Origin of the sequence: Alkalispirillum mobile (assembly GCF_003664325.1) — a bacterium.
Classification (GTDB): domain Bacteria; phylum Pseudomonadota; class Gammaproteobacteria; order Nitrococcales; family Halorhodospiraceae; genus Alkalilimnicola; species Alkalilimnicola mobilis.
The window spans coordinates 802,418-826,367 of the sequence record NZ_RCDA01000001.1; the positions used below are offsets into that span (position 1 = coordinate 802,418).

Sequence of the window (23,950 nt, forward strand, 5' to 3'; positions counted from 1 at the left end):
GAAAAAGCGTTTACGATGCCGAGATGATCGAAATCGTAGCCGTACCCGCGTTTAGCGACAATTACATCTGGCTGGCGGTGGACAGAGACCGCCGGGTGGCCGCCGTGGTCGATCCGGGCGATGCCGAGCCGGTGGAGGCAGCACTGGAGGCTGCCGGGCTGGAGCTCACCGCCATTCTGATCACCCACCACCACCACGACCACACCGGCGGGGTTCAGGCCCTGGCCGGCAGTCACGGGGTACCCGTTTACGGTCCCGCGGATGAATCTATCCCGGGGCGCACCCACGCCCTGCGCGAGGGCGAGCGCTTCGACGTCCCCGGGGTGGGCATGGCCCTGCAGGTGCTGGAGGTCCCCGGCCACACCGCGGGGCATATCGCCCTGGTGGGTGACGGCCTGGTCTTCGCCGGCGACACCCTGTTTGCCGGTGGCTGCGGCCGCATCTTCGAAGGCACGCCGGAACAGATGTTCAGCAGTCTGAAAAAGCTTTCGGAACTCCCGGACGACACGCTGGTTTACGCCGGCCATGAGTACACCCTGGCGAACCTGCGCTTTGCCCTGAAGGCGGACCCAGACAACGCCGCCGTCGCCGAACGCCTGCGCAGGGTGGAAACCGCCCGCGAGCAGGATCGCCCGACGCTTCCCAGCCGGATGGCGGACGAGCGCGCTACCAACCCCTTCCTGCGCGCCCATGAACCCGCCCTGCGGGCGTCCGCCGAGCGCTGGGCTGACGCCGTGCTGGATGAGCCAGTGGCGGTGTTCGCGGCGCTGCGCCGCTGGAAGGATCAAGGCTGACAGGGACGTCGCCAGCCAGACAGCCCATAACCCAAAACAATGTGGCGAGGACCCTGACCGTGCCCCGTACGCGCCTTATGACCCCCCTGTGCCTGACGCTGGTGCTGACCGCCAGCGGCTGCGCCAACCTGGACCGCGAAGCCCCTACCGGAGACAGTGCCAGTGCCCCCGAACTGAGCCCTGGCGAGGTCCAAGCCGTGGTGCCGGTCCCATCGAACGAGCTGGAGGACGCCCCGCCCGAGGCCGTCGCCGAGGACGACATCTGGGCCCGATTGCGCGCCGGCTTCCAGTTCCCGGAGCAAAGCCATGAACGGATCGACCAGGAGCGCGGGCGATTTACCGGCCAGCAGAACTACTTTGATGCGATAGGCCAACGGGCACGCCCCTACCTCTATCACATCGTCTCGGAGTTGGAGGCACGGAACCTGCCCACCGACCTCTTATTGGTGGCCGTGGTGGAGAGCGCATTCCAGCCCTTCGCCTATTCCCACGGGCAGGCGGCTGGTCTCTGGCAGTTCGTGCCCGCTACCGGCAAGCAATTCGGCCTGGAGCAGAACTGGTGGTACGACGGGCGCCGCGATGTGATCGCCAGCACCGATGCGGCCCTCACCTACCTGGAGTACCTGCACGACTTCTTCGACGGCGACTGGCTACTGGCCCTGGCCGCGTACAATGCCGGCGAGGGCCGGGTGCAGCGGGCAGTGCGCGCCAATGAACGGGCGGGCGAGCCCACCGATTTCTGGCACCTGAGCCTGCCCGCCGAGACCCGGGCCTACGTGCCGCGGGTCCTGGCCCTGCGCGATATCTTCGCCGAACCGGACCGCTTCGGGATCCGTTTGCCGTCCATCGAGAACGAGCGGTACCTGGCCATCGTGGAACTGGATAACCAGCTGGACCTGGCCCTGGCCGCGGACATGGCCGACGTGGATGTAGAAAAAATCTACCATTACAACCCCGGATTCAACCGCTGGGCCACACTTCCGGACGGGGCCCACCAGCTGGCGATTCCCAAGCGGAGCAAAGCCGATTTCAAGTCCGCACTGGCCGAGCTGGACCCTTCCGAGATGGTGCGCTGGCAGCGTCATGAGGTCCAAAGGGGTGACACGCTCAGCGGGATCGCGAGCCAGTACAGCACCTCCACCTCGGTGCTCCGGGAGACAAACGACCTCACTGGTGACAATATTCGCGCAGGACAGGCCCTGCTCGTGCCCACGGCCAGCGAGGACAGCGAAGCCTACGCCCTGAGTGCGGACAACCGACGGGCAGCCAACCAGTCGCGTGAGCGTAACGGCCGGGAGAAGCAAGAGCACCAGGTCCAGTCGGGGGATACCTTCTGGGACCTGGCGCGTCGGCACGGGGTGGGCGTGCAGGAACTTGCCCGGTGGAATGACATGGCGCCGGGCGACCCACTCCGCCCGGGAGACAGGCTTGTGATCTGGACTGAAGGCTCTGGCGGTGATCAGAATGGTGGCCCCGGCGAGCGCATGCAACAGGTGTCTTACACCGTGCGCAGCGGCGACTCCGTCTACACCATTGCCCGCCAATTCAACGTTTCGACCCAGGACGTGAAGCGCTGGAACAACATCCAACCGGGGCAATACCTGCAGCCGGGCGACAGTCTTACCCTGGAAGTAGACGTCACAAACCAGTCGGCCGGGATCTGAATACGGCCCGGGGTCAGCCGCGTCCAGCCCCGGCAAGGGGCGGGCGCGGGCCCGGCTCAGCCGCGAGCAGGCCCACGCATCAGCGTGCGCCTGTCATCACTCCCGCGCCTGATGCGGGTTGTGCTGCTCCGGCAGCGTGATATTCAACTCCAGCACCTCGCAATCACCCTCGCGGTCCAGCTGGATGTTCACCGCATCCCGCTCCACCTGAACATACTTGCGGATCACGTCCAGCAGTTCCTCCTTCATCATCGGCAGGTAATCCGGCCCTGTGGCCGTCTGCGAACGCTCCCGCGCCACGATGATCTGCAAGCGCTCCTTGGCGACCGAGGCACTGCGTTTTTTCTGCGAACGGAAGTAGCTGAGGAATCCCATGCTTACCCCCCGAACAGGCGTCCGAAGAAGCCTTTCTTTTCCACCGTCAGGAACCGATGCGGGCGCTCCTCGCCCAGGAAGCGGGCCACCGCGTCCTGGTACGCCTGCCCGGCATCCGACTCGTCGTCCAGGATGACCGGCACGCCGGCATTGGACGCGTTCAGCACGGCCTGCGACTCGGGGATGACCCCCAGCAGCTCCACCGCCAGGATCTCGCCCACGTCTTCCACGGAGAGCATGTCCCCACGCTCGACCCGCTCCGCCGAGTAGCGGGTAAGCAGCAGCCGACCGCTGATCGGCTCGCCCCCCTGCTCCGCCCGGCGGGTCTTGCTGGCCAGGATGCCGAGCACCCGGTCAGAATCCCGCACGCTGGAGACCTCGGGGTTGGTGACCACGATGGCCTCGTCGGCAAAGTAGGCGGCCATCAGCGCGCCGCGCTCAATGCCGGCCGGCGAGTCGCAGATAATGTAGTCGAACTGCTGCGAGAGCTCATCCAGCACCTTTTCCACGCCATCGTGGGTCAGCGCGTCTTTGTCCCGGGTTTGTGAGGCGGGAAGGATGAAGAGGTCCTTCACGCGCTTGTCCTTGATGAGGGCCTGGTTCAGGTTGGCGTCGCCATTGATGACGTTGACGAAGTCATACACCACCCGGCGCTCGCAGCCCATGATCAGGTCCAGGTTGCGCAGGCCCACGTCGAAATCGATGACGGCGGTCCGGTGGCCAGCCTTGGCCAGGCCTGCCGCCATGGCGGCGCTGGTGGTGGTCTTGCCCACCCCGCCCTTGCCGGAGGTCACTACGACGATCTTTGCCACGGGGTTATCTCCTCGATCTGTTGGGTCCGCCTCTTACAGCGGGGCCACCTTCAGGCTGTCGCCTTCCAGGTAGATCTGTACGTTTTTGCCACGCTCGTCATCGCCGATATGCTCGCTGACGCGGTATTGGCCGGCGATGGAGACCAGTTCCGGGTCCAACCGGGCGCAAAAGATGCGCGCCTCGGTATCCCCCTGCACGCCGGCCATGGCGCGTCCCTTGAGCGCGCCGTAGATGTGGATGTGGCCGTCGGCCAGCACCTCGGCACCGGCACTGACCATGGAGGTCACGATCAGGTCGCCACCCCGGGCATAGACCTGCTGGCCGGAGCGCACCGGCTGCGTGATCAGCATCGATCGGGTCGGTTGCGGCTCCGGCGCGGGGGCGGGGGCCGGGGCCGCCTCAGGCATGGGCTCGGCCTTCCGCGGTGCCGGCTCCCGACCACTGGCCTCGATCAGCGGCAGGCCCGCGGCCGAGGCGAAGGCACCGGCCTCGTCACCGGCCGGCTTGACCCCCAGCACCACCAGGCCGTGCGCCTGCAGCGCCTGGCACAGTGCCTCGCCGTCCAGCCCGGCCACCGCCTCACCCAGCGGCTCGGGGTCGAGCAACACCGGCAGCCCACGGAAAAACTCGGGGGCCTCTGCAACGCGGGCGGCGAGGCTGTCCAGCAGATCCGCCTGCTGCGCCGTCAACAGACGCAGCACCGTGACGGTCATCATCCGCCCTTTGAATTCCAGGGCGCTCACACGCGTGGCCTCCACGCTCATGCGATGCCCACCCTCGCGGGGGATAGGGTCTCACGTTTGGTGATCATGGCTTCCTGCAGGGTTCAGAAAACAAGGCGGCGCCCCCACCGTCCCGGCCGGAGCGCCGCGCCCTTTATAGCGCGCTGCAGCATGAGCAATCAACCCGTAAAGCAAGCCAATTCGGCGGAATGCGCCCAACAGCCGCCCGCCATGCAATCAGGGCGGCGAAATCAGTCTGCCAGCGGCGCGATCCGGAAAGACTGCACCTCGGCGGGTCGGTAATGGTTCGGCATCACGCCACCGCGGACCGCGGGCCTCTGGGTGAATGATGACCACCGGCCGGACCGAGAGGCCGGAGAGCAGCCGGTAGAGCCGGATCCGCAGGCGAGTGATCTCCGGCATGCGATCAGCCGGTAGACGGATCTCCAGAAGGAGATAGGGCCCCATCTTGGTGGAGCGCGCCTGCTCGGCCGGCACATCCGCCTTCGCCAACGCCTCGGCCACCCGGGCCTGCAGCTCGGCCGGCGGCGCGGCCAGAACCAGCTCGCGCACCGCCTCGGACGTCATTTTCATCGGCACGACGATGAAGTAACCCGCCACCAACAGCACCATGGCCGGGTCCGCATAGGCCGCGTAATCGCCCCAGTGGGTGCGTTCCAGTGCGGCTGCCAGCCCAAAACCGAGCAACACGGCCAGACTCAGCACGGTGTCCATCAGCCACTGACGGCGCTCGGCCGTGACAAGACCACTGCCCACATGGCGTTGCGCCCAGCGCAGGTAGCCCCATACCAGGGCACAGGCCAGCACGCTGATACCCGCAAAGGCCATGGCCAGCCCCGGCTCCACCAGACGACCGCCGGTCAACAGCGCGTGCACCGCCGACGCCATGGAGAGCAGGCAGATCAGGGTGATGGTCAACCCCTTGACCGTGATCACCAGCGGTTCGATGGCTCCCCGCCCAAACGGGAAGCGCTGGTTGGCCGGTTTCCGGACCACCCGGGCGGCGTAAACCGAGAGCAACGTCAACACCAGACTGACCAGCGAGTAGGCCCCGTCGAACAGGATGACCAGGGAGTTGATCCATAACCCCCAGCCGACGCCGCCGAGCGCAAACAGCCCGGCAATGGCCGCCGACAGTTTCAGCGCCGTGTTTTCCCTCGCCCAGAACGAAATCATGATGACCTCCCGTTAATTCGACGGTTATTCTAGGGCCACCATTTGGCAAGCGTGAGTCGCTGAGCGACGGAATTCCCGTCGCGTTAACACCATGAAAGACAGTCAGATCGAGATATTCCTTGCCGTGGTGGAACACGGCAGCGTGGCGGGCGCCGCCCGCACCCTGGGACGCAGCCGCACCACGGTGAGCACCGCGCTCAGCGCGCTGGAGGATGAACTGGGTGTGCCGCTGTTCGAGCGCAGCGGCAACCAGCTGCACCTCACGCCGGTGGGTGGCAGCATTGTCACGGACTGCCAGCGCCTGCAGCAGGTGGTCGGGCAAATACAGGCCCGTTGCCGACACCATATGAGCGGCGCTGAGTCCGCCCTGCGCATCGCCCGCGATGACGCCCTGCCCGAAGCCGCCTGGCGGGACCTGCTGCGCCGGATGAAACGCGCATTCCCGCACACCAGCGTTTCGGTCTACCTGGCCCCGCCCCGGGAGCTGCCCGACCTGGTGGAGCGCCAGGCCGTGGACGTGGCCTACGGCCTGATGCCCCAGATACTCAGCGTGGGCTACCAATGGTTCCGGGAACTGGCGGATGTCCGCATGCTGACGGTGGCGGCCAGCGACCACCCGCTGGCGACCCTGCCCCGAGTCACACAGGACGACCTGGTCGGGCACACCGAAATCGTGCTGGCTTATCTGGACAAGGACGGGTTGATTCCGGAATCGCCCGAGACGGACAACTACCTGGCCTTCACGCAGTATGAGTTGATCCGGGATGCCGTGATCGAGGGCGCGGGGTGGGCGGATCTGCCCCTGCCGCTGATCAGCCATGCGCTGCGCCACGAGCAGTTACGCACCATCCCGCACCCCGGCGCAAAATGGTGGAAGACCTTCTGCGTGCTGGAGTCCGAGCAAGCCCACGGCGGGCCGGTGGTGACCTGGCTGGCCAATGAACTGGAGGCGTACCTGAGCCGGATCAGCTGAGCCCCCGCGGAGGGGCGCCCGCACCCCGGCGTCAGATGCGGCGCGCCATCCAGACCACCCGCCCGACAATGTTGAGTTCGGCGGCGTCTTCAGTGCTTATGTGCTGGTCCGCGTACTGCGGGTTATCACTCCGTACCCACAGCCCCCCCTTCCAGTCCACCTGCAGGCGCTTGGCCACCACGTGGTGATCCAGGCGCAGGACGTAAATGGCGTCCTCGGCGAGGTCCCGCTCCCGGGTATCGACCATAAGCAGGTCGCCGTCCGCCACCGTGGGCACCATGGAATCGCCCCCCGCGCAGACCAGCACCAGCCCCTCCGGGGCCAGTCCCTCCCCCAGCAGCCAATCACGACGGAACGCCAAGCGCTCCGCCATCCGCTCATCCGGGGACTGGTCGGCGGCGCTGTCGCACTGGGCCTCGTACCAGGGAATCAGAGCAAACTCACCGGCATACCGCGCCTGCAGGGTATTTGCGACCCGAAGCCCGGCGGCCTCTCCGCACTCGCGCACCGGCAATTCGCCGGTAGCGAGCCAACCGACCCGTACGTCAGCGGCGCGGGCAATCATGATCAACTTCTCAAGCCCGGGCATCGAGCCCTCTAGATACTTCCGGATCAGGCTGTCGCTGATGCCGCACCGCTGCGCGAAGCGGAACACCGGCTGGTCACCGATCGCCAGGCGCAGACGGCGGGAAAACGCTGCACCCACGCTCTCCGGCTCGGGCCCTCCCCCTGTAATGACTGCCTCGAGCCGCTGCTGCTCTTGTGTTTTATGCATAGTGACGCCTCAGAGTCTGGCGCAGGGCACTCGCCGCTTGCCGGCCGGGGCCGCTGACGCACTGATCACCACCGCCGCGGTCGTCGACCGCGCCGGCTGCTTCTCCTCTTTACCTTAGGGTAACCATACCACTAATGTTTGCATTTTTCCGGCACGCTAAACCGGCATATAATAAAAAACTACAAGCCCCGAAAAAACGGACTGGCCCTGCGACGCCTGGTCGCTTATTATTGAACAAAACAGAGGCCCTTGAGCGCCCATTAAATTCAGCTTTTTTTGTCATTATTTCCAACAAAAAACAAAAGACTCACACTCAGGAGCGAGTCGAGCCATGTGGATCTACGTTATCGTCACCGGCCTGGTTGCCTGGCACGGACTCACCTATCGCGACAAGAACGGTGAACACCCCCCTGTGCACCTGCTGTTCGGGTGCATTGCCCTGATGTTCTGCCTCCGCTTCCTGCTGGTGGACATCATGGAACTCCCGATCCCGGGTGTGCCCACATCCGGCTGATACCCACCGGACCGGCGGCGGCCCGCCGCCGGATCAGGGCCGCTGCCGGTAAGTCCGCTGCGCTTTATCCTCTTCCGGCATGCTCAGCATGCGCTCCTCCTCCGGCAGTGCCAGCTGCGCCCGCAGGTAATCGGCGCGGTCCGCCACCGTTGGCGGAGGCTCATTCATGTGCAACAGGCGGGTGATCAAGCCCGGTCCTTCCGCCACCGCGTCATCCAGGTGCATTGCAACCTCATAGTCCGCCAGCGCCTCCTCAAACAGCCCCATTCGGTCGTAGGCGATCCCGCGGTTGGCGTAGGTCCCGGCAAACTCGGGCTGCTGTTCAATGGCCTGATCAAACCAGCTAATGGCCTCCTCATGACGCCCCTTCTGGAGCAGGGCGCGGGCCTTCCCCCGGATGGCATCGGTGCGCTCGGGGTCCGCCTGCAGGGAGTCGCGGTAGTTGCGCAGGGCCCGCTCATAGTTGCCATCGGCAAAGGCACGGTCCGCCGCTTTATGGGCCACCTCGCCTGGCGCCGGGTCTGTGCGCAGGGCCTCGAAAATAATCCAGCCGGTGGATAGCACCATCACGGCCACGGCAATTCGGGTCAGGATTCGGCTGCTGAGTTCATCCATAGGTCGGCATACCCACGATATTCAGACTGAAAATGAAGGAAAATGCGATGCTGATAAAGGTGGCCAACACCCAGGCGCGCCTTTTCTGGCCCGCCAACTCCTCATCAGACAGTTCCCGTTGCACCCGTATCTGCAATCGGCGCACGCTGAAATTGAAAATCAGGTGCCGCACGGGAAAAGACAAAAGAATTGCAAAAGCGATAACGTACATTGCAAACGTAAATGGCGTCATCGACACCCTCCTCGAAGCAGAACGGCGGGCCGGCCAAGGCCGACCCGCCGTGTCCCTCACCGGTTAGCTCCTGGCCGGTTCCGGCTCGGGCTCACCCGCATCCGCATCCGTGGTGGCCGCGTCCTCGTCGTAGAGGATCTCGATCTCCTTCTTCGGCACGGTGCTCATTTCCATCTTGTAGCAGAGGAACCACATCATGAACACGCCGAACAGCCAGCAAAGAATCTGGTAGGCGTAGATGGACGGGAAGCCGAACACCCACCAGGTCGACGGATCACTCGGGTTACCGAACAGGTAGGTCCCGATGATGTTGCCCGGGCCAATGGCGAAGATGTAGTAAACCGCCACGATGCCCCAGGCCACCGGGATCAGCCGCCGCTTGTCCTGCGGCACCCCGGCATGCTCCCGCAGCCACTTGTGGAACGTCTCCTTGTGTTCCGTCTCGCGGGCATCCTGGGTGAACGCGGACACCGCGATGGCCACACCCATGTTCAGCACGATCCCCCAACCACCGGAGTGGATGGTGAGCGGCCAACGGCCCCAGGGCAGATCCAGCCCCAGCGTGCTCGCCAGTGCCAGGCCCATGTTGTCGGTGAACAGCACGGCCAGGATACCGACGATCAGGCCGGCCACCACACCCTGCCGGGTCAGCCACGACCAGTAGCAGACCGCGATCAGCGGCACCCACATCTGCAGACCCAGGGCTACCGCGGTACCGCCCAGCAACACCAGGGCATCCGTGGTGAAGGTCGCCACGAGCAACGCCGCGAACACCAGGATGGTCACCACGATACGACCCACCTGCTTCTGGACATTGTGGCTGACATTGGGGTTGATGAACCGTCGGAGCACATCGCGGGTATAGATCCCGGACGTGGTGGACATGTAGGCCGCACCCGTGGACTGGAACGCGCCCAGCGCACAGACCGCCAGCAGACCCACAAACCAGGGGGCAACCCCCTCCAGCAGACCCATCAGCTGCGGCACCAGACCGGTGTCACCACCGCCCTCGCGGCGCAGGTCCACCCAGCCAGAGGCTTCACGCGGATCCTCCCCGGCACGCAAGGCGTCCAGACCATCGTCGATCATCTGGTTGACCTCGTCGCGGCTCAACTCGGGGTTGAAGGTCGCGATCAGGCCACGCTGCAGCACCACGTCCTCCCGGGTGTCGTACAGATCCCGGTACTCCCCCAGGGTCTCCTCATAGGCCGGGTTGTGGACATCGCGGGCCAGGTCCGTGTTGGCGCCCAGGCCGTGACCGGCCATGGCCTGCACCGCCAGCAACACCACGATCACCGCACCGGAGATCAGCGCAGAAGCCCAGGTCTGCTGCGGGGCGAAGGGCCGCGGGTCCTTGTTGGAGAAGGCCCACATGGTGAAGGACGGCGAGGCCATGATGCCGGCCATGCTCATCATGTAGCTGAGCACCATCACCGAGGTCCAGGCACCACCGGTGGCATCCCCGACGTTGCTGACCCACTGGATCACCCCGGGTGTCGCCACGTAGCCACTGTGTCCGGCCGGTGTGAGGCCGGGCCGGCCGGCTTCCTGACCGCCGGTGACCAGATCCCACTGGCTCGCCGCAGCGATGGCGCGGGACAGATCCCCGATGGAACCCATGTAGTTGATGGCCACAAAGCTGATCGCGGTCATGCCGAACAGCAGCAGGATGCACTGCATGGCATCCACGTAGGCCACGGCTCGCAAGCCGCCCGACGCCACGTAGAACAGGACGATCGCGGAGAGGGCCCACATCCCCACGTTGGTGCCCAGCGCACCGTCCGTCAGGATGTTGAACAGGAACCCGGAGGCCCGCAGTTGGATACCCAGATAGGGGATCGCGAAGATGGTGGCAACGATCACCACCAGCCAGATAATGGCATTGCTGCGGAAGTAGGCGCTGTACATCTCACCCGGTGTCACGAACCCCCAGCGGCGCCCGATCATCCACTGCCGCTTTAGGAACAACATACCCGAGATGGGGATACCGATGGCGTACAGCCCGATATAACCGTACTGCAACCCGGTCATGTAGAGCAGACCGGGGTGACCGACAAAGGTCCAGCCGGACCACGATGTGGCGGTAGCTGCGAGTATGAATACCCACATGGGCACCGACCGCCCGGAAATAAAATAGTCACTGGCGGTTTTCGTCGCCAGGGCACCCTTGATGCCCCAGAAAATACAGTAGCCCCAATAGAGGCCGACGAAAACCAAAAGCCATATGGCCTTGGGTTCCATTATTTCTCCCCTCCATCACATATTCAACTTATTTATATTGCAGAGCAGCACCGACCCGGCATTACAACGAGAAGCAATTAAATCGGCTCGAGACCACTCTGATCCGGATTCTAGTCCAGCGGATATCGTTTTCCAATCTGCTGTTTTTGAAGTATTTTTCCACTTTTCAGCGACAAACTTTCACTTTTTTCACACGCGCCCAAAAAAACTTTCCCGCCGCTCTCAAAAAAGAGAAAAACCGCCTGCGTTCCTCCCTTTTTATTGGCGACGGAATAAAAAACGAGCCATTTCTAGACGGCACTTCAGGCACTTTTTTGCCAGTCAACATTCCTGGCAAAAGCGGCTATCTTTGACGGCACGCCACAATGGATCCCGATCCACAAGCGGATGCAGAGGACTGACAGCACATGGAGATTGAACGCCTGGCCTCGGCAGAGGCCTTCGGTGCCGTAGGCAACGAGGCCCTGAGCGCCTTGTTGGCCCACGGCACAGAGCACCGCCTGGAGGATGGCGAGATCATCTTTCGTGTCGGGGAGCCGGATCAGAACATCCTGTACATCGTCTACGACGGCCGCGTCACCCTGACCGGTACGGACGGGACCAGCACCCTGTACGAAGCCGTGGCGCTGCTCGGTCTGTCTAGCTACTTCGACGACGAGCCCTACTCGCTGACTGCCCGGGCGACGGGCCCCTGCCACCTCATCGAAGTGCCGTTCAGTGCTGTCCGGCGCCTGGAGCGGGAGCACCCTGCTCTCGCCGACGCCTTGAGTCACATCATTGCCGACCGCATCCGCGCCGGGACCACCCAGTGGCGCACGGGCGCAGTGGGTGCCCTTTCGCAGCCCGTCCGCTGGGCCATGACCGCGCCCCTCGTCAGCCTGCCGGCTAGCGCCCGTCTGACAGAGGCGTACCAGCTCATGGCCGCCCGCGGCATCGGTAGCCTGGGGGTGGTGGATGCACAGGACCGGCTGATCGGGCTGGCCACCATCAAATCCCTTGCCCAGAGCGTGCTCATCGAACGGCAGAGCCCGGATGCGCAGCTGTCCACCGCCGCCATGCCGGCCCGGCGCATCCCGCCGGATGCAGCACTTTGGCAGGCGGAGGAGATCCAGGCCCGGGAGGCGCTGAAGTACCTGGTGGTGGCCGAAAACGACCAACCGCTGGGCATGCTCTCGCAGAGCAACATCATCGAGACCATTCGCGCCCACCAGACCCTGTTGCGGGACCGGGTGGCCCGTGCGGTCACTCTGACCGACCTGCAGGCCCTGGCCGCCGAGTTACCCACCGTCGCCCGCCAGGCGCGTGAGGCCAACCGCGAAGCCAGCCGGGCAGTCACCCAGCTCAGTGAATTCCACATACAGCTCCAGCGACGCTGCGTCGAGATGCTCCTCACGGAGTTGGCATCGGAAGGTCTTGGCCCCCCGCCCCGGCGCTATGCACTGCTAATCATGGGCTCCCTGGCCCGGCGGGAGTCGCTGCTCAATCCGGACCAGGACAATGCCCTGATCATCGCCGATAACCGGCCTGGCGAGACGGAGCCGAGCCCCCTCGACGACCGCGAGCAACGTTGGTTCGACACCTTCGCCGATCGCCTGAATCACCGGCTGGACGCCTTGGGCTACGACTGGTGCCAGGGCGACATCATGGCCCGCACGCCGGTATGGCACCGTCAACTGGGTGAGTGGCGGCAATGGGTCATGACGGCGACCCGACACCCGAACGGAGACCGGGCCCGCTGGGCCAATATCTTTCTGGACTTTGAACTGCTGCAGGGCGATGCCGGCCTGGTGGATGCGCTCTGGCGGGCGGTCCTGGAGGCCGTTGCGCAGCACCGAAAGCTGCTGCGGTTCATGGCCGCCGACGACGCCGAGGGCTCACCGGCGCTCGGGCTGTTCAACCGGTTGGTCACCTCCGAACGCGAAGAGGCGCGGGGTCGGGTCGATATCAAACGTAACGGCATGCGCATCCTGGCCAATGGCTGCCGCATTTACGCCCTTGGCCACCAGGTGCGGGCGACCGGCACCCTGGCCCGCTTGCAGGCCCTGCGCCACCACGGCGTGCTCACGCCGGACAAGGTGGATTCGTTGGTGGCCGCCCAGGAGGCCCTGCTGGGCCTGCTGCTGGACCACCAGCTCCGGCAGTGGGGCGAGGGCCGGCGCCCGGACAAGTACATCGCCCCGGACAGGCTGGACGAGATGCAGCGCCAGGCGCTGGTCACCAGCCTGCGCGCCATTCGCCGGTTCCAGGACCGGGTGCAAGGCGTCTTCGGCCTTTAGCGGAGTGCTCACTGATGCCTGGCACCACCCTGCCCCTCCGGAACGGACACCACCTTTGCGGCCACCGCCCAGCCCCCGCCCCGGCCCCCGAGCGCCAGCTGATCGCAGCGCGCCTGGAGGCGGCACGCGGGCCACGGACGGGTGGGGGTCCGGCCCGGGTTGCCGCGGCACAGGTGCATCTGGTGGAACGGCTCCAGGCCCGGGGCCTGCCCGCGGGTCGTATACAGCGCCGGCTTACCACCCTGAACAATACGGTCATCCGCCGGCTCGCCCGGCAGGCGGTGGCGGTGGCGATGCGCCGCGGCGCCGGTCCGCCACCGGTGCGCTTCTGCCTGCTGATGATGGGATCAAGCGCCCGTGACGAGCACTTCCTGGGACCGGACCAGGATCACGGCCTGGTCCTGGCGGACTATCCCGACCGGGATCACGACGCCGTCGATACCTGGTTCCGCGACTACAGCAACGACCTGGTCGATCGCCTGGCAGCCGCCGGCTTCCCCCGTGATACCGGCGAGGTCATGTGCACCAACCCGCTCTGGCGCAAGACGCTAGAGCAGTGGAGGCAGCAGGTCAGCACCTGGGCGCGGCGGGCTGACTCGGTCAGTCTCTGCCTCGCCGATGTACTACTGGACTGCCGCCCGCTGTTCGGCCCCCCGGCACTGGCCCGCGCCCTGCGCGCCGCGCTGAACCGGCAACTGACCACACCGGCGTTCCTGAAGGCCATGGTTACGGCCCATACCGACCGCGGTGTCGGACTGGGGTGGTTCAACCGTCTGGTCACCATGGACCGGTCCGATCCCCACCAGGGGTGCATCAACCTCAAGCACACCGCCCTGCTGCCCTTCATCACCGCCACACGGCAGTTGGCCCTTTACCACCGTGTCCCCGCACTCAGCACCCGGGGGCGCTTACGGGGCCTCCACCGCCGGGACGCCCTCACCGAAGCCGACCACCAAGCCCTGCAGACGGCCATGGACACCCTGGCGGACCAAGTCCTGCGTCACCAGCTCCGGCAGCTGCAGGAAGGGCAGACAGCGGACTATTTCCTCGACCCGAAGGCCCTGCCGACGGGGGAGCGGCACGCCTTGAAACAGGCCCTGAAGCGAATTCGCCGCTTGCGCGACCAGGCGCGCAATGACATCACCGGACAGATCTTCTGAGGAGGCACGAAGACCATGTCTGTCTCTGATCATAGTGAACACTGGGTGGAGCGGATCAGCCGGGGTCTGCTCGGCCGGCACGCCACGCCCACCGGCCACACCAGCCGCCGACTGCTGTTCTGGGCGCCGGCAATGGGGCTGGCCGTTCTGCTGACAGCGCTGTTGCTCGGTCTCGCCTATCTCTCCCTCTCCGCGCTGCCCACCGACGCCGACCCAACACCCCTGGTGGTCGCCTTCGGCGCTGCGGGACTGCTCCTGTTGGCGGCGATCACGGCCATCTGGCTGTTGCTGGATGCCACCGTGCTGCGCTCCCTCTCCGCGCTGGCCCGGGATGCCGCCATACTGGCCTACACCAACCCCGATCACCGGCTTCAGCTACCGTCGGTGCACCTGCTCGGGGAGTTGCCCGGGACACTGCGCAACCTCGCCCGCCAGTTGCAGGTCCGGCGCCGTGAGGTGGAGGCGGCAGCGGCAGCGGCCGCCGAGCAGGCCGAGGCCCAGAAGGCGCGACTGGAGGTGGTGCTGCGCGCCATCCGCCAGGGCGTCGTGGTCTGTGATGCGGACGGGCGGATCCTGCTCTACAACCCCGCCGCGGGTGAGCTGCTCCACAGTGACGCGCTGGGGCTTGGCCGCTCCATTCATGAACTGTTGAACCCCGCCGCCATTGAGCACCCCCGGCAACTGCTGCAACACCGACTGGGCCAGGAGGAGAGCGACCCGGTGGCTGACGATGGCGTGGAGTTCGTCTGCACCACCGTCGATGATGGCGCCCTGCTCCGCTGCCAGATGAGCCTGCTGCCCACCCACGGTCCGCTGCGCTCGGCCTTCGTCATCACCCTGGAGGACATCACCCACCGGATCGAAGGGGTGGCGCGCCGCGACCAGGCCGTGCGCAGCGCCGTGGAGGCCCTGCGCTCGCCCCTGGCCGCCGCGTCGGTGGCGGCGGAACTGCTGAGCGAGTACCCGCAGATCGACGACGACTCCCGCCGCCGGTTCATTGACATCGTGGCCAAGGAGAGCCGCGTGCTGGTACAACGTTTCGAGCGGATGGCGGAGGCCGCCCAGGCGCACGTCTCCGCCCCCTGGACCATGGCCGATATCAGCAGCGACGACCTGGTGGACAGCGTGCTGCTGCGCCACCACGACACCCTGCCCCGGGTGACACTGGCCGGGCTGCCGCTGTGGCTGCACGCGGAGGGCCATGCCATCGGCCTGGTGCTCACCCACCTGTTGCGCCACCTGAGGCGGGACCACGGCGTCCAGGCCGTGCGCATCGAAGCCCTGATGGGCAACCGCCGGGTCTACCTGGATATCTCCTGGGCGGGCGATCCGCTGCCCGGCCCTATCCTGGAGCAATGGCTCGAGGCGCCGTTGCCGGAGGCCACCGGGGAATTGACCGCCCGCGCCGTGTTGGAGCGGCACAACAGCCTGGCCTGGAGCCAACGGGTTGGCCAGCTGCCCGGCCGGGCCTGCCTGCGCCTCCCCCTGCCCGCGTCCAGTCGCCAGTGGAACCCGCCCGGGGAGCGGCTCCCCCCGCGACCGGAGTTCTACGACTTCTCCCTCGCCGAGCAGGCGGGGGACCAGGTTGCCCTGCTCGACCGCCCCCTGGACGCGTTGGCCTATGTCGTGTTCGACACCGAGACCACCGGCCTGTCACCGGCGGAGGGGGACGAGATCGTCTCCATCGCCGGGGTACGCATGGTCAACGGCCGTATTCTCGACGGCGAACGATTCGAGCAACTGGTCAACCCGGGCCGGACCATCCCCCGTAGCTCCATCCTGTTCCACGGCATTCACGATACGACGGTCGCGGACAAGCCCCGCATCGAAGCCGTACTGCCGCGATTCCACACCTTCGTCGGCGACTCCGTACTGGTGGCCCACAACGCCGCCTTCGATATGAAGTTCATCCGGCTGAAGGAGCAGCGCTGCGGCGTGCGCTTCGACAACCCGGTGCTGGACACGCTGTTGCTCTCCGTCTTTCTCCACGACCACACCGCGGACCACACTCTGGAGGCCATCGCCGCCCGACTCGGGGTGGAGGTGACTGCGCAGCATACCGCCTGGGGGGATGCCCTGGTCACGGCGCGGGTGCTCGCCCGCCTGTTACCGCTGCTGCGCGAACGCGGGGTTCACACGCTGCGGGATGCGGTGGCGGCATCGGAGCGGATGGTGGAGGTGCGCCGGCAACAGGCGCAGTTCTGATGAAGAGGGGGGAGGCGCCGGTGCGGGGCGGTGAACCGCCCCGCACCCCGCTACTGCTGTGGATCAGTCCTCGCGGGCGGCGCTGTCCTTCGCTTCACCGGCCCGGGCCTGCTCGGTGAGCAGGGCGTTGACGCGCTTGACGAAAGCGGCCGGGTCCTCGAGCTGCCCGCCCTCGGTAAGCAGGGCCTGGTCGTGGAGCACCGCCGCCCAGTCGCTGAAGCGGGCATCGTCCAGCCCCTTGTCCAAGCGCTGCACAATGGGGTGGTCGATGTTGATCTCCAGTGCCGGCTTGCCCTGGGGCATGGCGTGGCCGGCGGCCTTGAGCAGCCGCTGCATCCCCATGCCGAAGTCGTACTCGCCGACCACCAGGCAGGCCGGGGAGTCGGTCAGGCGGGTGGAGACGCGCACCTCGCTCACCTTGTCCTCCAGTGCGCCCTTGAGCTTCTCCAGCAGGTCCTTGTGGCTTTCGGTGGCCTCTTCGGCGGCCTTTTTCTCCTCCTGGTCCTCCAGGTCGCCCAGGTCCAGGCCGCCCTTGGCCACCGACTTCAGCGGCTTGCCGTCGTACTCGTTCAGGTGGGTGATGACCCACTCGTCCACCGGATCGGGGAGCAGCAGCACCTCGACGCCCTTCTTGCGGAAGACCTCCAGGTGGGGGCTGTTGCGCGCCGCGTTGAAGCTCTCGGCGGTGACGTAGTAGATGGCCTCCTGGCCCTCTTTCATCCGGCCGATGTAGTCGTCCAGGCTGACCGCCGGGGTCTCGTCCTCGTCCTGGGTGGTGGAGAAGCGGAGCAGCCTCGCGATGCGCTCGCGGTTGGCGAAATCCTCGGCCACGCCCTCCTTCAGCACCTTGCCGAAGTTGCCGTAGAACTCGGCGTACTGCTCCGGTTCGTTCTTGGCCATCTTCTCGAGGCGGTCGAGGATGCGCTTGACCGACGCGCTGCGGATCTTGTCCAGCAGCGGGTTGTGCTGCAGCAGCTCGCGGGAGACGTTGAGCGGCAGGTCGTCGGAGTCCACCAGCCCGCGCACGAAGCGCAGGTAGCGCGGCATCAGCTTCTCGGTGTCCTCCATGATGAACACGCGACGCACGTAGAGCTTGATGCCGTGGGCCGGCTCCCGCTCATACAGGTCGAAGGGCGGGTTCTTCGGGATGTAGAGCAGCGAGGTGTAGGACTGGCGCCCTTCCACGTGGTTGTGCAGCCACACCATGGGGTCGTCGAAGTCGTGGGCCACGTGCTTGTAGAACGCCTTGTAGTCGTCGTCGCTGATCTCCGACTTGGGCCGCGTCCACAGGGCATTGGTGTTGTTCACCGTCTCCCAGGTCTCGGCCGCCTCGGCCTTCTCGGCCTCGTCTTCCTGCTCGTCCTTGTCTTCAGCCTGGGCGGGCATCTGGATGGGCACGTCGATGTGGTCGGAGTAGCGGCGGATGATGCCCTTCAAGCGCCAGTCGTCCAGGTACTCGCTCTGGGACTCGGGCAGGGTCAGGACGACCCGGGTACCGCGCTCGGGGTTCTCCTCGGATTCCAGCGTGTAGGCGCCCTTTCCGTCGGAGGACCAGCGCACGCCGTGCTCGGCGCCCAGACCGGCCTTGCGGGTGTGCACGGTGACGTGCTCGGCCACCACGAAGGCGGAGTAAAAGCCGACGCCGAACTGGCCGATGAGCTTGGCATCCTTCTGCTGGTCGCCGGTAAGCTGTTCCAGGAAGGCCTTGGTGCCGGAGCGGGCGATGGTGCCCAGGTTCTCCGCCACCTCATCACGGGTCATGCCGATGCCGTTGTCGGCCACGGTGATGGTGCGGGCGTCCTTGTCCACGGAGACGCGGATGCGCAGGTCGCCCTCGCCCTCCAGCAGGGATTCATCCTGCAGGGACTGGAAGCGAAGCTTGTCGATGGCATCCGAAGCGTTGGAGATCAACTCGCGTAGGAAGATGTCCTTGTTGGAGTAGAGCGAGTGGATCATCAGGTGCAGGAGCTGCTGCACCTCGGCCTGGAACTCCAGGGTCTCCTTGTGTGCGTCTGTCGCCATGGCTGTCTGGCCTCTCCTCGATTTGGCAGTGAATCACGGGGTTGCCGTCAATTCGGAACTGCTCGAGATCTGGGGCCAGCACGGGGATTTTTCAAGGGGCCGGACTGATGCCGGGGGGCAGGCGGCAGAGTCAGGGGCGGGCTACTGCGGGCCGGGCGGCTCCTCGCTGCGATCGGAGAGGAAGAAGTACATGCCCACCCCGGCCAACAATACCCAGAGCACCAGCACACCGACACCCAGCCGCTCCCACAGTGGGCCGACGAAGAAGAGTACCAGCACCGACAGGCCGAGAAAGATATGGCCCAGTGTCATGCGGTTCAGAGTCATTCAGCGTTGTCCTCGCTCGTGCACCAGCAACCAGCGCTTGCGTTCCAGCGCCCGGTCCGGCGCCCCGCCCCGGTAACCGCCCAGCCCCTGGCGGGCCACCACCCGGTGGCAGGGCACCAGGATCAGCAGCGGGTTGGCCGCACAGGCCGTCCCCACCGCCCGCGGCGCGCTGTCCACCTCGGCCGCCAGCTCGCCGTAGGTGCGGGTCTCGCCGGCGGGAATGGCCAGCAATGCGGTCCGAACGCGCTGTTGATAAGGGGTGGCCGCCGGCGCCAGGGGTAGATCCAGGGGCACGCTTGGGTCCGCAAACCAGGCAGCCAGGCGTTCGGCGGCACGGTGCGCCAGCGGGTGCCGGGAACCCACCGCACCAACGGTCGCGCCATCGTCCCAGTCCACCGCGGTGATCACTCGCGCATCACCGCGAAGCGACAGCGGGCCGAGGGGTGTATCCAGCGTGATCTGCCAGGTCACTGGCACGGCACACCTCCCCGCCCGGCCCGCGCCGGATCAGAACAGGTCCGGGGTCTCGTTCTCGTCGGTGTCCCGGGTCTGCATCGGCCGCTCCCGCGGCGTGATCCAGTCACCGGTGACCATCTCCTTGTAACCGGCCCCCGGGCCCACCATGGGCAGCACCGAGGCCTCCGGGTCGATCATGACCTCCAGGAAGGCCGGCCCGTCGAACTCGATAAAGGCCTTGAGCGCCTCCGGCACCTCGGCCTTGTCGGTGACCCGCCGGGCGAACTCGAAGCCGTCGGACTCGGCGCACTTGATGAAGTCCTTGCGGTGCAGGGACTTGTCCGAGCCGGAGAAGCGGTCACCGAAGTAGAGCCGCTGCCACTGGCGGACCATGCCGTCGCCGTTGTTGTTCAGCAGCAGCACCTTCACCGGCAGGCCGTAGGTGGTGGCCGTCTCCAGCTCGCCCAGGTTCATGCGCAAGCTGCCGTCGCCGTCCACGTCGATCACCAGCGCATCCGGCCGGGCAAACTGGGCGCCGATGGCGGCCGGCAGGCCGAAGCCCATGGTGCCCATGCTGCCGGAGGTGAGCCAGAGGCGCGGGTCGCGGTAATCGCAGTACTGCGCCGCCCACATCTGGTGCTGACCGACGCCGGTGGCGATCACGGCCCGGCCGCCGGTGACCTTGTTCATCTCCTCCAGCACGTAGTGGGGCTGGATCACCTCGCTCTCGCGGTCGTAATTCATGCCGTGACGCTCACGCAGCGCCGTGCAGTGGTCCAACCAAGCCTGGAAGTCGCCCTTGAAGCCCATGGACTCGCCGTAACGGAGGAGCTGGCGCAGGCTGCGGCCCGACTCTCCCACGTGGGCCCAGTCCACCGACTTCACCTTGCCGATCTCGGCGGCGTCGATGTCGATGTGAGCGATCTGCTCGGCCAGCGGGGCAAAGTCCGCCACCTTGCCCGCCACCCGGTCATCAAACCGCGAGCCCACGGCGATGAGGAAGTCGCAGTCTTCCACCGCGTAGTTGGCGTGGGCGAAGCCGTGCATGCCGAGCATGCCCATGCAGAGTTCGTCGGTGGTGTCGACCGCACCGAGGCCCATCAGCGTGGTGACCACCGGGATACGGAAGTGTCGGGCAAAGTCCCGCAGCTGCTCGGCCGCATCACCGTTGATCACACCGCCGCCGGCGTAGATCAGCGGCCGGCGGGATTTGGCCAACATCTCGAAGAACTGGCGGCACTTGCGATCGGAGAGCTTGGCGGAGCGCAGCGACTCCATGCGCTGGCGGTAGCCGCGCATGTCCAGAAGGCCCGTGCCCTGGAACTGCCCGATCCAGTTCTGGCTGTCCTTGGGCACGTCCACCACCACCGGGCCGGGCCGGCCGGAGCGGGCCACCTCGAAGGCGGTGCGGATGGTCGCCTCCAGCTGTTCCGGCTTGGTGACCAGGAACACGTGCTTGGCGCACGCCCCCATGATGTTGACGATCGGCGCCTCCTGGAAGGCGTCGGTGCCCATGGCGTGAGTAGGCACCTGGCCGGTGATGGCCACCACCGGGATGGAATCGGCCATGCAGTCCCGGATGGGGGTAACGGTGTTGGTGGCCCCGGGGCCTGAGGTGACCATGAACACCCCCACCTTACCGCTGGCCCGGGCGTAGCCGGCAGCCATGAAGCCGGCGCCCTGCTCGTTGGCGGGCACGATCAGCTTGATCGGGTCGTCTTCGCTGCCATCCGGGCGATGCCGCTCGTTGTAGCGGAAGATAGCATCGTAGGTGGGCAGGATGGCGCCGCCGCTGTAACCGAATACCGTGTCTACACCTTCCTGGGCCAGTACCTCGACGATCATGTCGGAGCCGGACATGGTTTCACCGGCAACGGGGTGGGCCTGCGGGTCGGTGTGCTGTTCGGTCTTCGCGGTTGCGCTGTCCATGGTGCTCATATACCTGTTGCGGATTAACGGTCTGCCAGGTTCACCGGCACGGATGGCCGGCAGGGTGACCCACCATCATACGGTGGGACAGCCCAAACTGGAACCCGCGGCAGAATGCACCAGCCCGTCCCGGGGCGCCGTCTCAGCCCGGTTTCAGGCTCAGGCAGACGGAATTGATGCAGTAGCGCAACCCGGTCGGCATCGGGCCATCCGGGAAGACGTGCCCCAGGTGGGCATCGCAGTGGGCGCAGCGCACCTCCTCGCGCACCATCCCGAGGCTGTGGTCCTGGAGAATCCGCAGGTCGTCGTCGGAGACCGGCGCCCAGAAGCTGGGCCAGCCCGACCCGGAGTCGTACTTGGTCCGGCTGCTGAACAGCGGCGTGTCGCAACAGACACAGTGATAAGTGCCCGATTCCTTGCAGTGGTAGTACGCCCCGGTAAAGGGCCGTTCCGTACCGCCCTGACGACAGACGGCGTACTGCTCATCGGTCAGCTCCGCCCGCCACTGGGCATCGCTCTTCTCCACCCTGGCCATGGGGCATGTCCTCCTTCAGCTGGTCGTTAGGGTGTTATTAATATTGGCTCTCCCGGGTCACAACCGCCACCAGGCGCGGCAGCCAGGCCGAGGCGGTGCCGGGCAGCCAATGATCCACCCGGTCGCTGAGCGGGGTGGCCTCGGGGTTGATCTCCACCACCGGCACCCCGGCGGCCAGCGCCTCTTCGGGCAGGGACGCCGCCGGCTGCACCAGCGTGGACGTGCCCACGCTGAGCACCAGGTCGGCCTCGACGACTGCCTGGAAGGCCTGGCGCAGGGCCTGCTCCGGCAGCATTTCGCCGAACCAGACCACGTCCGGGCGCAGGGGGCCACCGCAGCGGGCGCAGGCCTTGGCGGGTGGTTCGGCCACCGCCGCGCAGTGGTGGCAGCGATCTCGATCGATGCGGCCGTGGAGTTCCACAACCCGGTGACTGCCGGCACGCTGGTGCATGCCGTCGACATTCTGGGTGATCACCCACAGCGCCGGGTTGGCCGCCTCCCAATGGGCCAGCGCCCGATGTCCGGCGTGGGGCTTGGCGCGGGCCACCAGCTCACGACGCCAGGCGTACCAGTCGAGCACCCGCTGCGGGTGGCGCTCGAACGCCTCCGGTGTCGCCAGCTCCATGGGGTCGAAACGCGCCCAGAGCCCGGACTGGGCCTCGCGGAAGGTGGGCACGCCGCTCTCCGCGGACATGCCCGCACCGGTAAGCACCACCGGCCGGCGGGCAGCGCGCAACCGGGTGACCAGATGCTGATTCATTGCCTCGCTCGCCACATCCCGCTCCCGCATTCGCTACAATGGCCACCTCACCAGCATGACCCATCAGCCAGAGGGAACCCAAGCGATTATGAGCGAGATCATCCTCATCAACGTCTCCGGTCAGGACCAGCCCGGTCTCACCTCCTCGCTGATGGGCATTCTGGCGGAGTACAACGTGGGCATCCTGGACATCGGCCAGGCGATGATCCACGACACCCTGTCACTGGGCATCCTCATCGAGGTGCCGGAGGAGGCCAACGTCTCGCCGGTACTCAAGGATGTGCTCTTCCACCTGCACGACAAGGGGATGCAGGTCCGTTTCACCCCGATTAGCGAGGCGGAGTACAGCGCCTGGGTGGCAGGGGCCGGCCGCGCCCGTTACATCATCACGCTGCTCGGCCGACGGATCACCGCCGAACAGATCGCCCGGATCGCCAGCGTGATCAGCGCCCAGGGGCAGAACATCGAGGATGTCATCCGCTTGTCGGGACGCCGGCCGCTGCACAAGGCAGGGGAGCATTCCCGGGCCTGTGTGGAGCTGACCGTCCGCGGCCAGCCGGTGGACCTGGACGCCATGAAACGCGACTTCCTCGAGATATCCGGCGAGCTGGGCATCGACATCTCCTTCCAGGAGGACAATGTCTACCGGCGCAACCGCCGCCTGGTGGCCTTCGACATGGACTCGACCCTTATCCAGCAGGAGGTGATCGACGAGATGGCCAAGGCAGCCGGCGCCGGTGAACAGGTGGCCGAGGTGACCGAGGCGGCCATGCGCGGCGAGATCGACTTCAAGGAGAGCCTGCGCCAGCGGGTCGCCTGCCTGGAGGGGTTACCGGAATCCACCCTGCAGACCGTCGCGGAGCGGCTGACCTTGACCGAGGGCGCGGAGCGCCTGGTGCGCACCCTGAAAAGCTTCGGCTACCGCACGGCGATCATCTCCGGCGGCTTCACCTACTTTGGCCGCATGCTGCAGGAGCGCCTGGGCATCGACTACGTCTTCGCCAACGAGCTGGAGATCGAGGGCGGCCACCTCACCGGCCGCGTCACCGGGCCCATCGTCGACGGGCCGCGGAAGGCCGAACTGCTCCGCGAGATCGCCCAGCAGGAGCAGATCCGCCTCGACCAGGTGATCGCCATCGGTGACGGCGCCAACGACCTGCCGATGCTGCGTCTGGCCGGGCTGGGCATCGCCTTCCACGCCAAGCCGGTGGTACGGGAGAGCGCCCGGCAGTCCATCTCCACCTTGGGGCTGGACGCCACGCTGTACCTGATGGGCATCAAGGACACCGAAACCCCGGCCTGAGTCAACGACAATAAATATTTACGCTGCCCGATTATTTGCTGATAATCCATCAGGGGAATCGG

General features: G+C 66.2%; 22 protein-coding genes. 8 read left to right on the plus strand and 14 right to left on the minus strand.

All coding sequences use genetic code 11. The annotated features are described in order from the left end of the window. The first annotated feature begins 23 nt into the window (after positions 1–23). Both gloB and DFR31_RS03785 read left to right on the plus strand, forming a co-directional pair. Complete coding sequence (gene gloB / locus DFR31_RS03780) at positions 24–794, plus strand: hydroxyacylglutathione hydrolase (RefSeq protein ID WP_121441309.1); 771 nt, start codon at positions 24–26, stop codon at positions 792–794. A gap of 59 nt (positions 795–853) precedes the next feature. Further along, positions 854–2,458 (plus strand): lytic transglycosylase, encoded by a 1,605-nt coding sequence (locus DFR31_RS03785; protein ID WP_121441310.1) that lies wholly within the window; start codon positions 854–856, stop codon positions 2,456–2,458. Between the two features lie 96 nt (positions 2,459–2,554). On the opposite strand, the gene minE is transcribed toward DFR31_RS03785, so the two are convergent. From minE to DFR31_RS03805, 4 genes are all read right to left on the minus strand, one after another. Beyond that, positions 2,555–2,833 (minus strand): cell division topological specificity factor MinE, encoded by a 279-nt coding sequence (gene minE, locus DFR31_RS03790; RefSeq protein ID WP_121441311.1) that lies wholly within the window; start codon positions 2,831–2,833, stop codon positions 2,555–2,557. 2 nt (positions 2,834–2,835) lie between these two features. Continuing rightward, positions 2,836–3,645, minus strand: coding sequence for a septum site-determining protein MinD (gene minD / locus DFR31_RS03795; RefSeq protein ID WP_121441312.1), 810 nt, complete (start codon positions 3,643–3,645; stop codon positions 2,836–2,838). A 33-nt stretch (positions 3,646–3,678) separates the two neighbouring features. After that, the gene (gene minC, locus DFR31_RS03800; RefSeq protein ID WP_121441313.1) at positions 3,679–4,410 is read right to left on the minus strand and encodes a septum site-determining protein MinC; all 732 of its coding nucleotides are present in this window, start codon (positions 4,408–4,410) and stop codon (positions 3,679–3,681) included. 195 nt (positions 4,411–4,605) lie between these two features. Beyond that, positions 4,606–5,565 (minus strand): cation diffusion facilitator family transporter, encoded by a 960-nt coding sequence (locus tag DFR31_RS03805; RefSeq protein ID WP_121441314.1) that lies wholly within the window; start codon positions 5,563–5,565, stop codon positions 4,606–4,608. 91 nt (positions 5,566–5,656) lie between these two features. Between DFR31_RS03805 and DFR31_RS03810 the strand changes: the two genes are divergently transcribed. Next, positions 5,657–6,538, plus strand: a complete 882-nt coding sequence (locus DFR31_RS03810; RefSeq protein ID WP_121441315.1) for a LysR family transcriptional regulator — start codon at positions 5,657–5,659, stop codon at positions 6,536–6,538. Positions 6,539–6,569: 31 nt separating this feature from the next. Here the strand turns inward: DFR31_RS03810 and DFR31_RS03815 are convergent, their stop codons facing one another. Next, complete coding sequence (locus DFR31_RS03815; RefSeq protein ID WP_121441316.1) at positions 6,570–7,313, minus strand: S24 family peptidase; 744 nt, start codon at positions 7,311–7,313, stop codon at positions 6,570–6,572. Between the two features lie 331 nt (positions 7,314–7,644). Here DFR31_RS03815 and DFR31_RS03820 point away from each other — a divergent pair, with 331 nt between their 5' ends. Continuing rightward, complete coding sequence (locus tag DFR31_RS03820; protein WP_121441317.1) at positions 7,645–7,827, plus strand: hypothetical protein; 183 nt, start codon at positions 7,645–7,647, stop codon at positions 7,825–7,827. A 33-nt stretch (positions 7,828–7,860) separates the two neighbouring features. On the opposite strand, the gene DFR31_RS03825 is transcribed toward DFR31_RS03820, so the two are convergent. The 3 genes from DFR31_RS03825 to DFR31_RS03835 form a co-directional block, all read right to left on the minus strand. Next, on the minus strand, positions 7,861–8,442 hold the full coding sequence (locus tag DFR31_RS03825) for a tetratricopeptide repeat protein (RefSeq protein ID WP_121441318.1): 582 nt from the start codon (positions 8,440–8,442) through the stop codon (positions 7,861–7,863). Then, positions 8,435–8,674 carry a hypothetical protein gene (locus DFR31_RS03830; protein WP_121441319.1) on the minus strand — a complete coding sequence of 80 codons (240 nt, stop codon included), beginning with the start codon at positions 8,672–8,674 and terminating at the stop codon, positions 8,435–8,437. The genes DFR31_RS03825 and DFR31_RS03830 overlap by 8 nt, the downstream gene beginning before the upstream one ends. Positions 8,675–8,737: 63 nt before the next feature. Then, positions 8,738–10,915, minus strand: coding sequence for a sodium:solute symporter family protein (locus DFR31_RS03835; protein ID WP_121441320.1), 2,178 nt, complete (start codon positions 10,913–10,915; stop codon positions 8,738–8,740). Between the two features lie 407 nt (positions 10,916–11,322). Here DFR31_RS03835 and DFR31_RS03840 point away from each other — a divergent pair, with 407 nt between their 5' ends. The 3 genes from DFR31_RS03840 to DFR31_RS03850 are packed head-to-tail and all read left to right on the plus strand — an operon-like array spanning position 11,323 to position 16,556. After that, positions 11,323–13,191 carry a putative nucleotidyltransferase substrate binding domain-containing protein gene (locus DFR31_RS03840; RefSeq protein ID WP_121441321.1) on the plus strand — a complete coding sequence of 623 codons (1,869 nt, stop codon included), beginning with the start codon at positions 11,323–11,325 and terminating at the stop codon, positions 13,189–13,191. Positions 13,192–13,205: 14 nt separating this feature from the next. Beyond that, the gene (locus DFR31_RS03845; RefSeq protein WP_121441322.1) at positions 13,206–14,351 is read left to right on the plus strand and encodes a DUF294 nucleotidyltransferase-like domain-containing protein; all 1,146 of its coding nucleotides are present in this window, start codon (positions 13,206–13,208) and stop codon (positions 14,349–14,351) included. 15 nt (positions 14,352–14,366) lie between these two features. Continuing rightward, complete coding sequence (locus DFR31_RS03850; RefSeq protein ID WP_121441323.1) at positions 14,367–16,556, plus strand: 3'-5' exonuclease; 2,190 nt, start codon at positions 14,367–14,369, stop codon at positions 16,554–16,556. 63 nt (positions 16,557–16,619) lie between these two features. Here the strand turns inward: DFR31_RS03850 and htpG are convergent, their stop codons facing one another. The 6 genes from htpG to DFR31_RS03880 all read right to left on the minus strand — a co-directional run bounded on the left by htpG (position 16,620) and on the right by DFR31_RS03880 (position 22,585). After that, on the minus strand, positions 16,620–18,578 hold the full coding sequence (gene htpG / locus DFR31_RS03855; RefSeq protein ID WP_121441324.1) for a molecular chaperone HtpG: 1,959 nt from the start codon (positions 18,576–18,578) through the stop codon (positions 16,620–16,622). A 141-nt stretch (positions 18,579–18,719) separates the two neighbouring features. Beyond that, positions 18,720–18,905, minus strand: a complete 186-nt coding sequence (locus tag DFR31_RS03860) for a hypothetical protein (protein ID WP_121441325.1) — start codon at positions 18,903–18,905, stop codon at positions 18,720–18,722. Then, positions 18,906–19,382, minus strand: a complete 477-nt coding sequence (locus DFR31_RS03865) for a methylated-DNA--[protein]-cysteine S-methyltransferase (RefSeq protein WP_281273342.1) — start codon at positions 19,380–19,382, stop codon at positions 18,906–18,908. It lies immediately after the preceding gene. A 30-nt stretch (positions 19,383–19,412) separates the two neighbouring features. After that, positions 19,413–21,290: a biosynthetic-type acetolactate synthase large subunit gene (gene ilvB, locus DFR31_RS03870; protein ID WP_121442159.1), complete on the minus strand. Its 1,878-nt coding sequence runs from the start codon at positions 21,288–21,290 to the stop codon at positions 19,413–19,415. Positions 21,291–21,432: 142 nt separating this feature from the next. Beyond that, on the minus strand, positions 21,433–21,825 hold the full coding sequence (msrB, locus tag DFR31_RS03875; RefSeq protein WP_121441326.1) for a peptide-methionine (R)-S-oxide reductase MsrB: 393 nt from the start codon (positions 21,823–21,825) through the stop codon (positions 21,433–21,435). 37 nt (positions 21,826–21,862) lie between these two features. Continuing rightward, a complete protein-coding gene (locus tag DFR31_RS03880; RefSeq protein WP_121442160.1) occupies positions 21,863–22,585 on the minus strand; it encodes an SIR2 family NAD-dependent protein deacylase in 723 nt (240 codons plus the stop codon). A gap of 88 nt (positions 22,586–22,673) precedes the next feature. On the opposite strand from DFR31_RS03880, the gene serB reads away from it, so the two are divergent. Next, entirely contained in the window at positions 22,674–23,888 is a 1,215-nt protein-coding gene (serB, locus tag DFR31_RS03885; RefSeq protein WP_121441327.1) for a phosphoserine phosphatase SerB, read from the plus strand. The last annotated feature ends 62 nt before the right edge of the window (positions 23,889–23,950 follow it).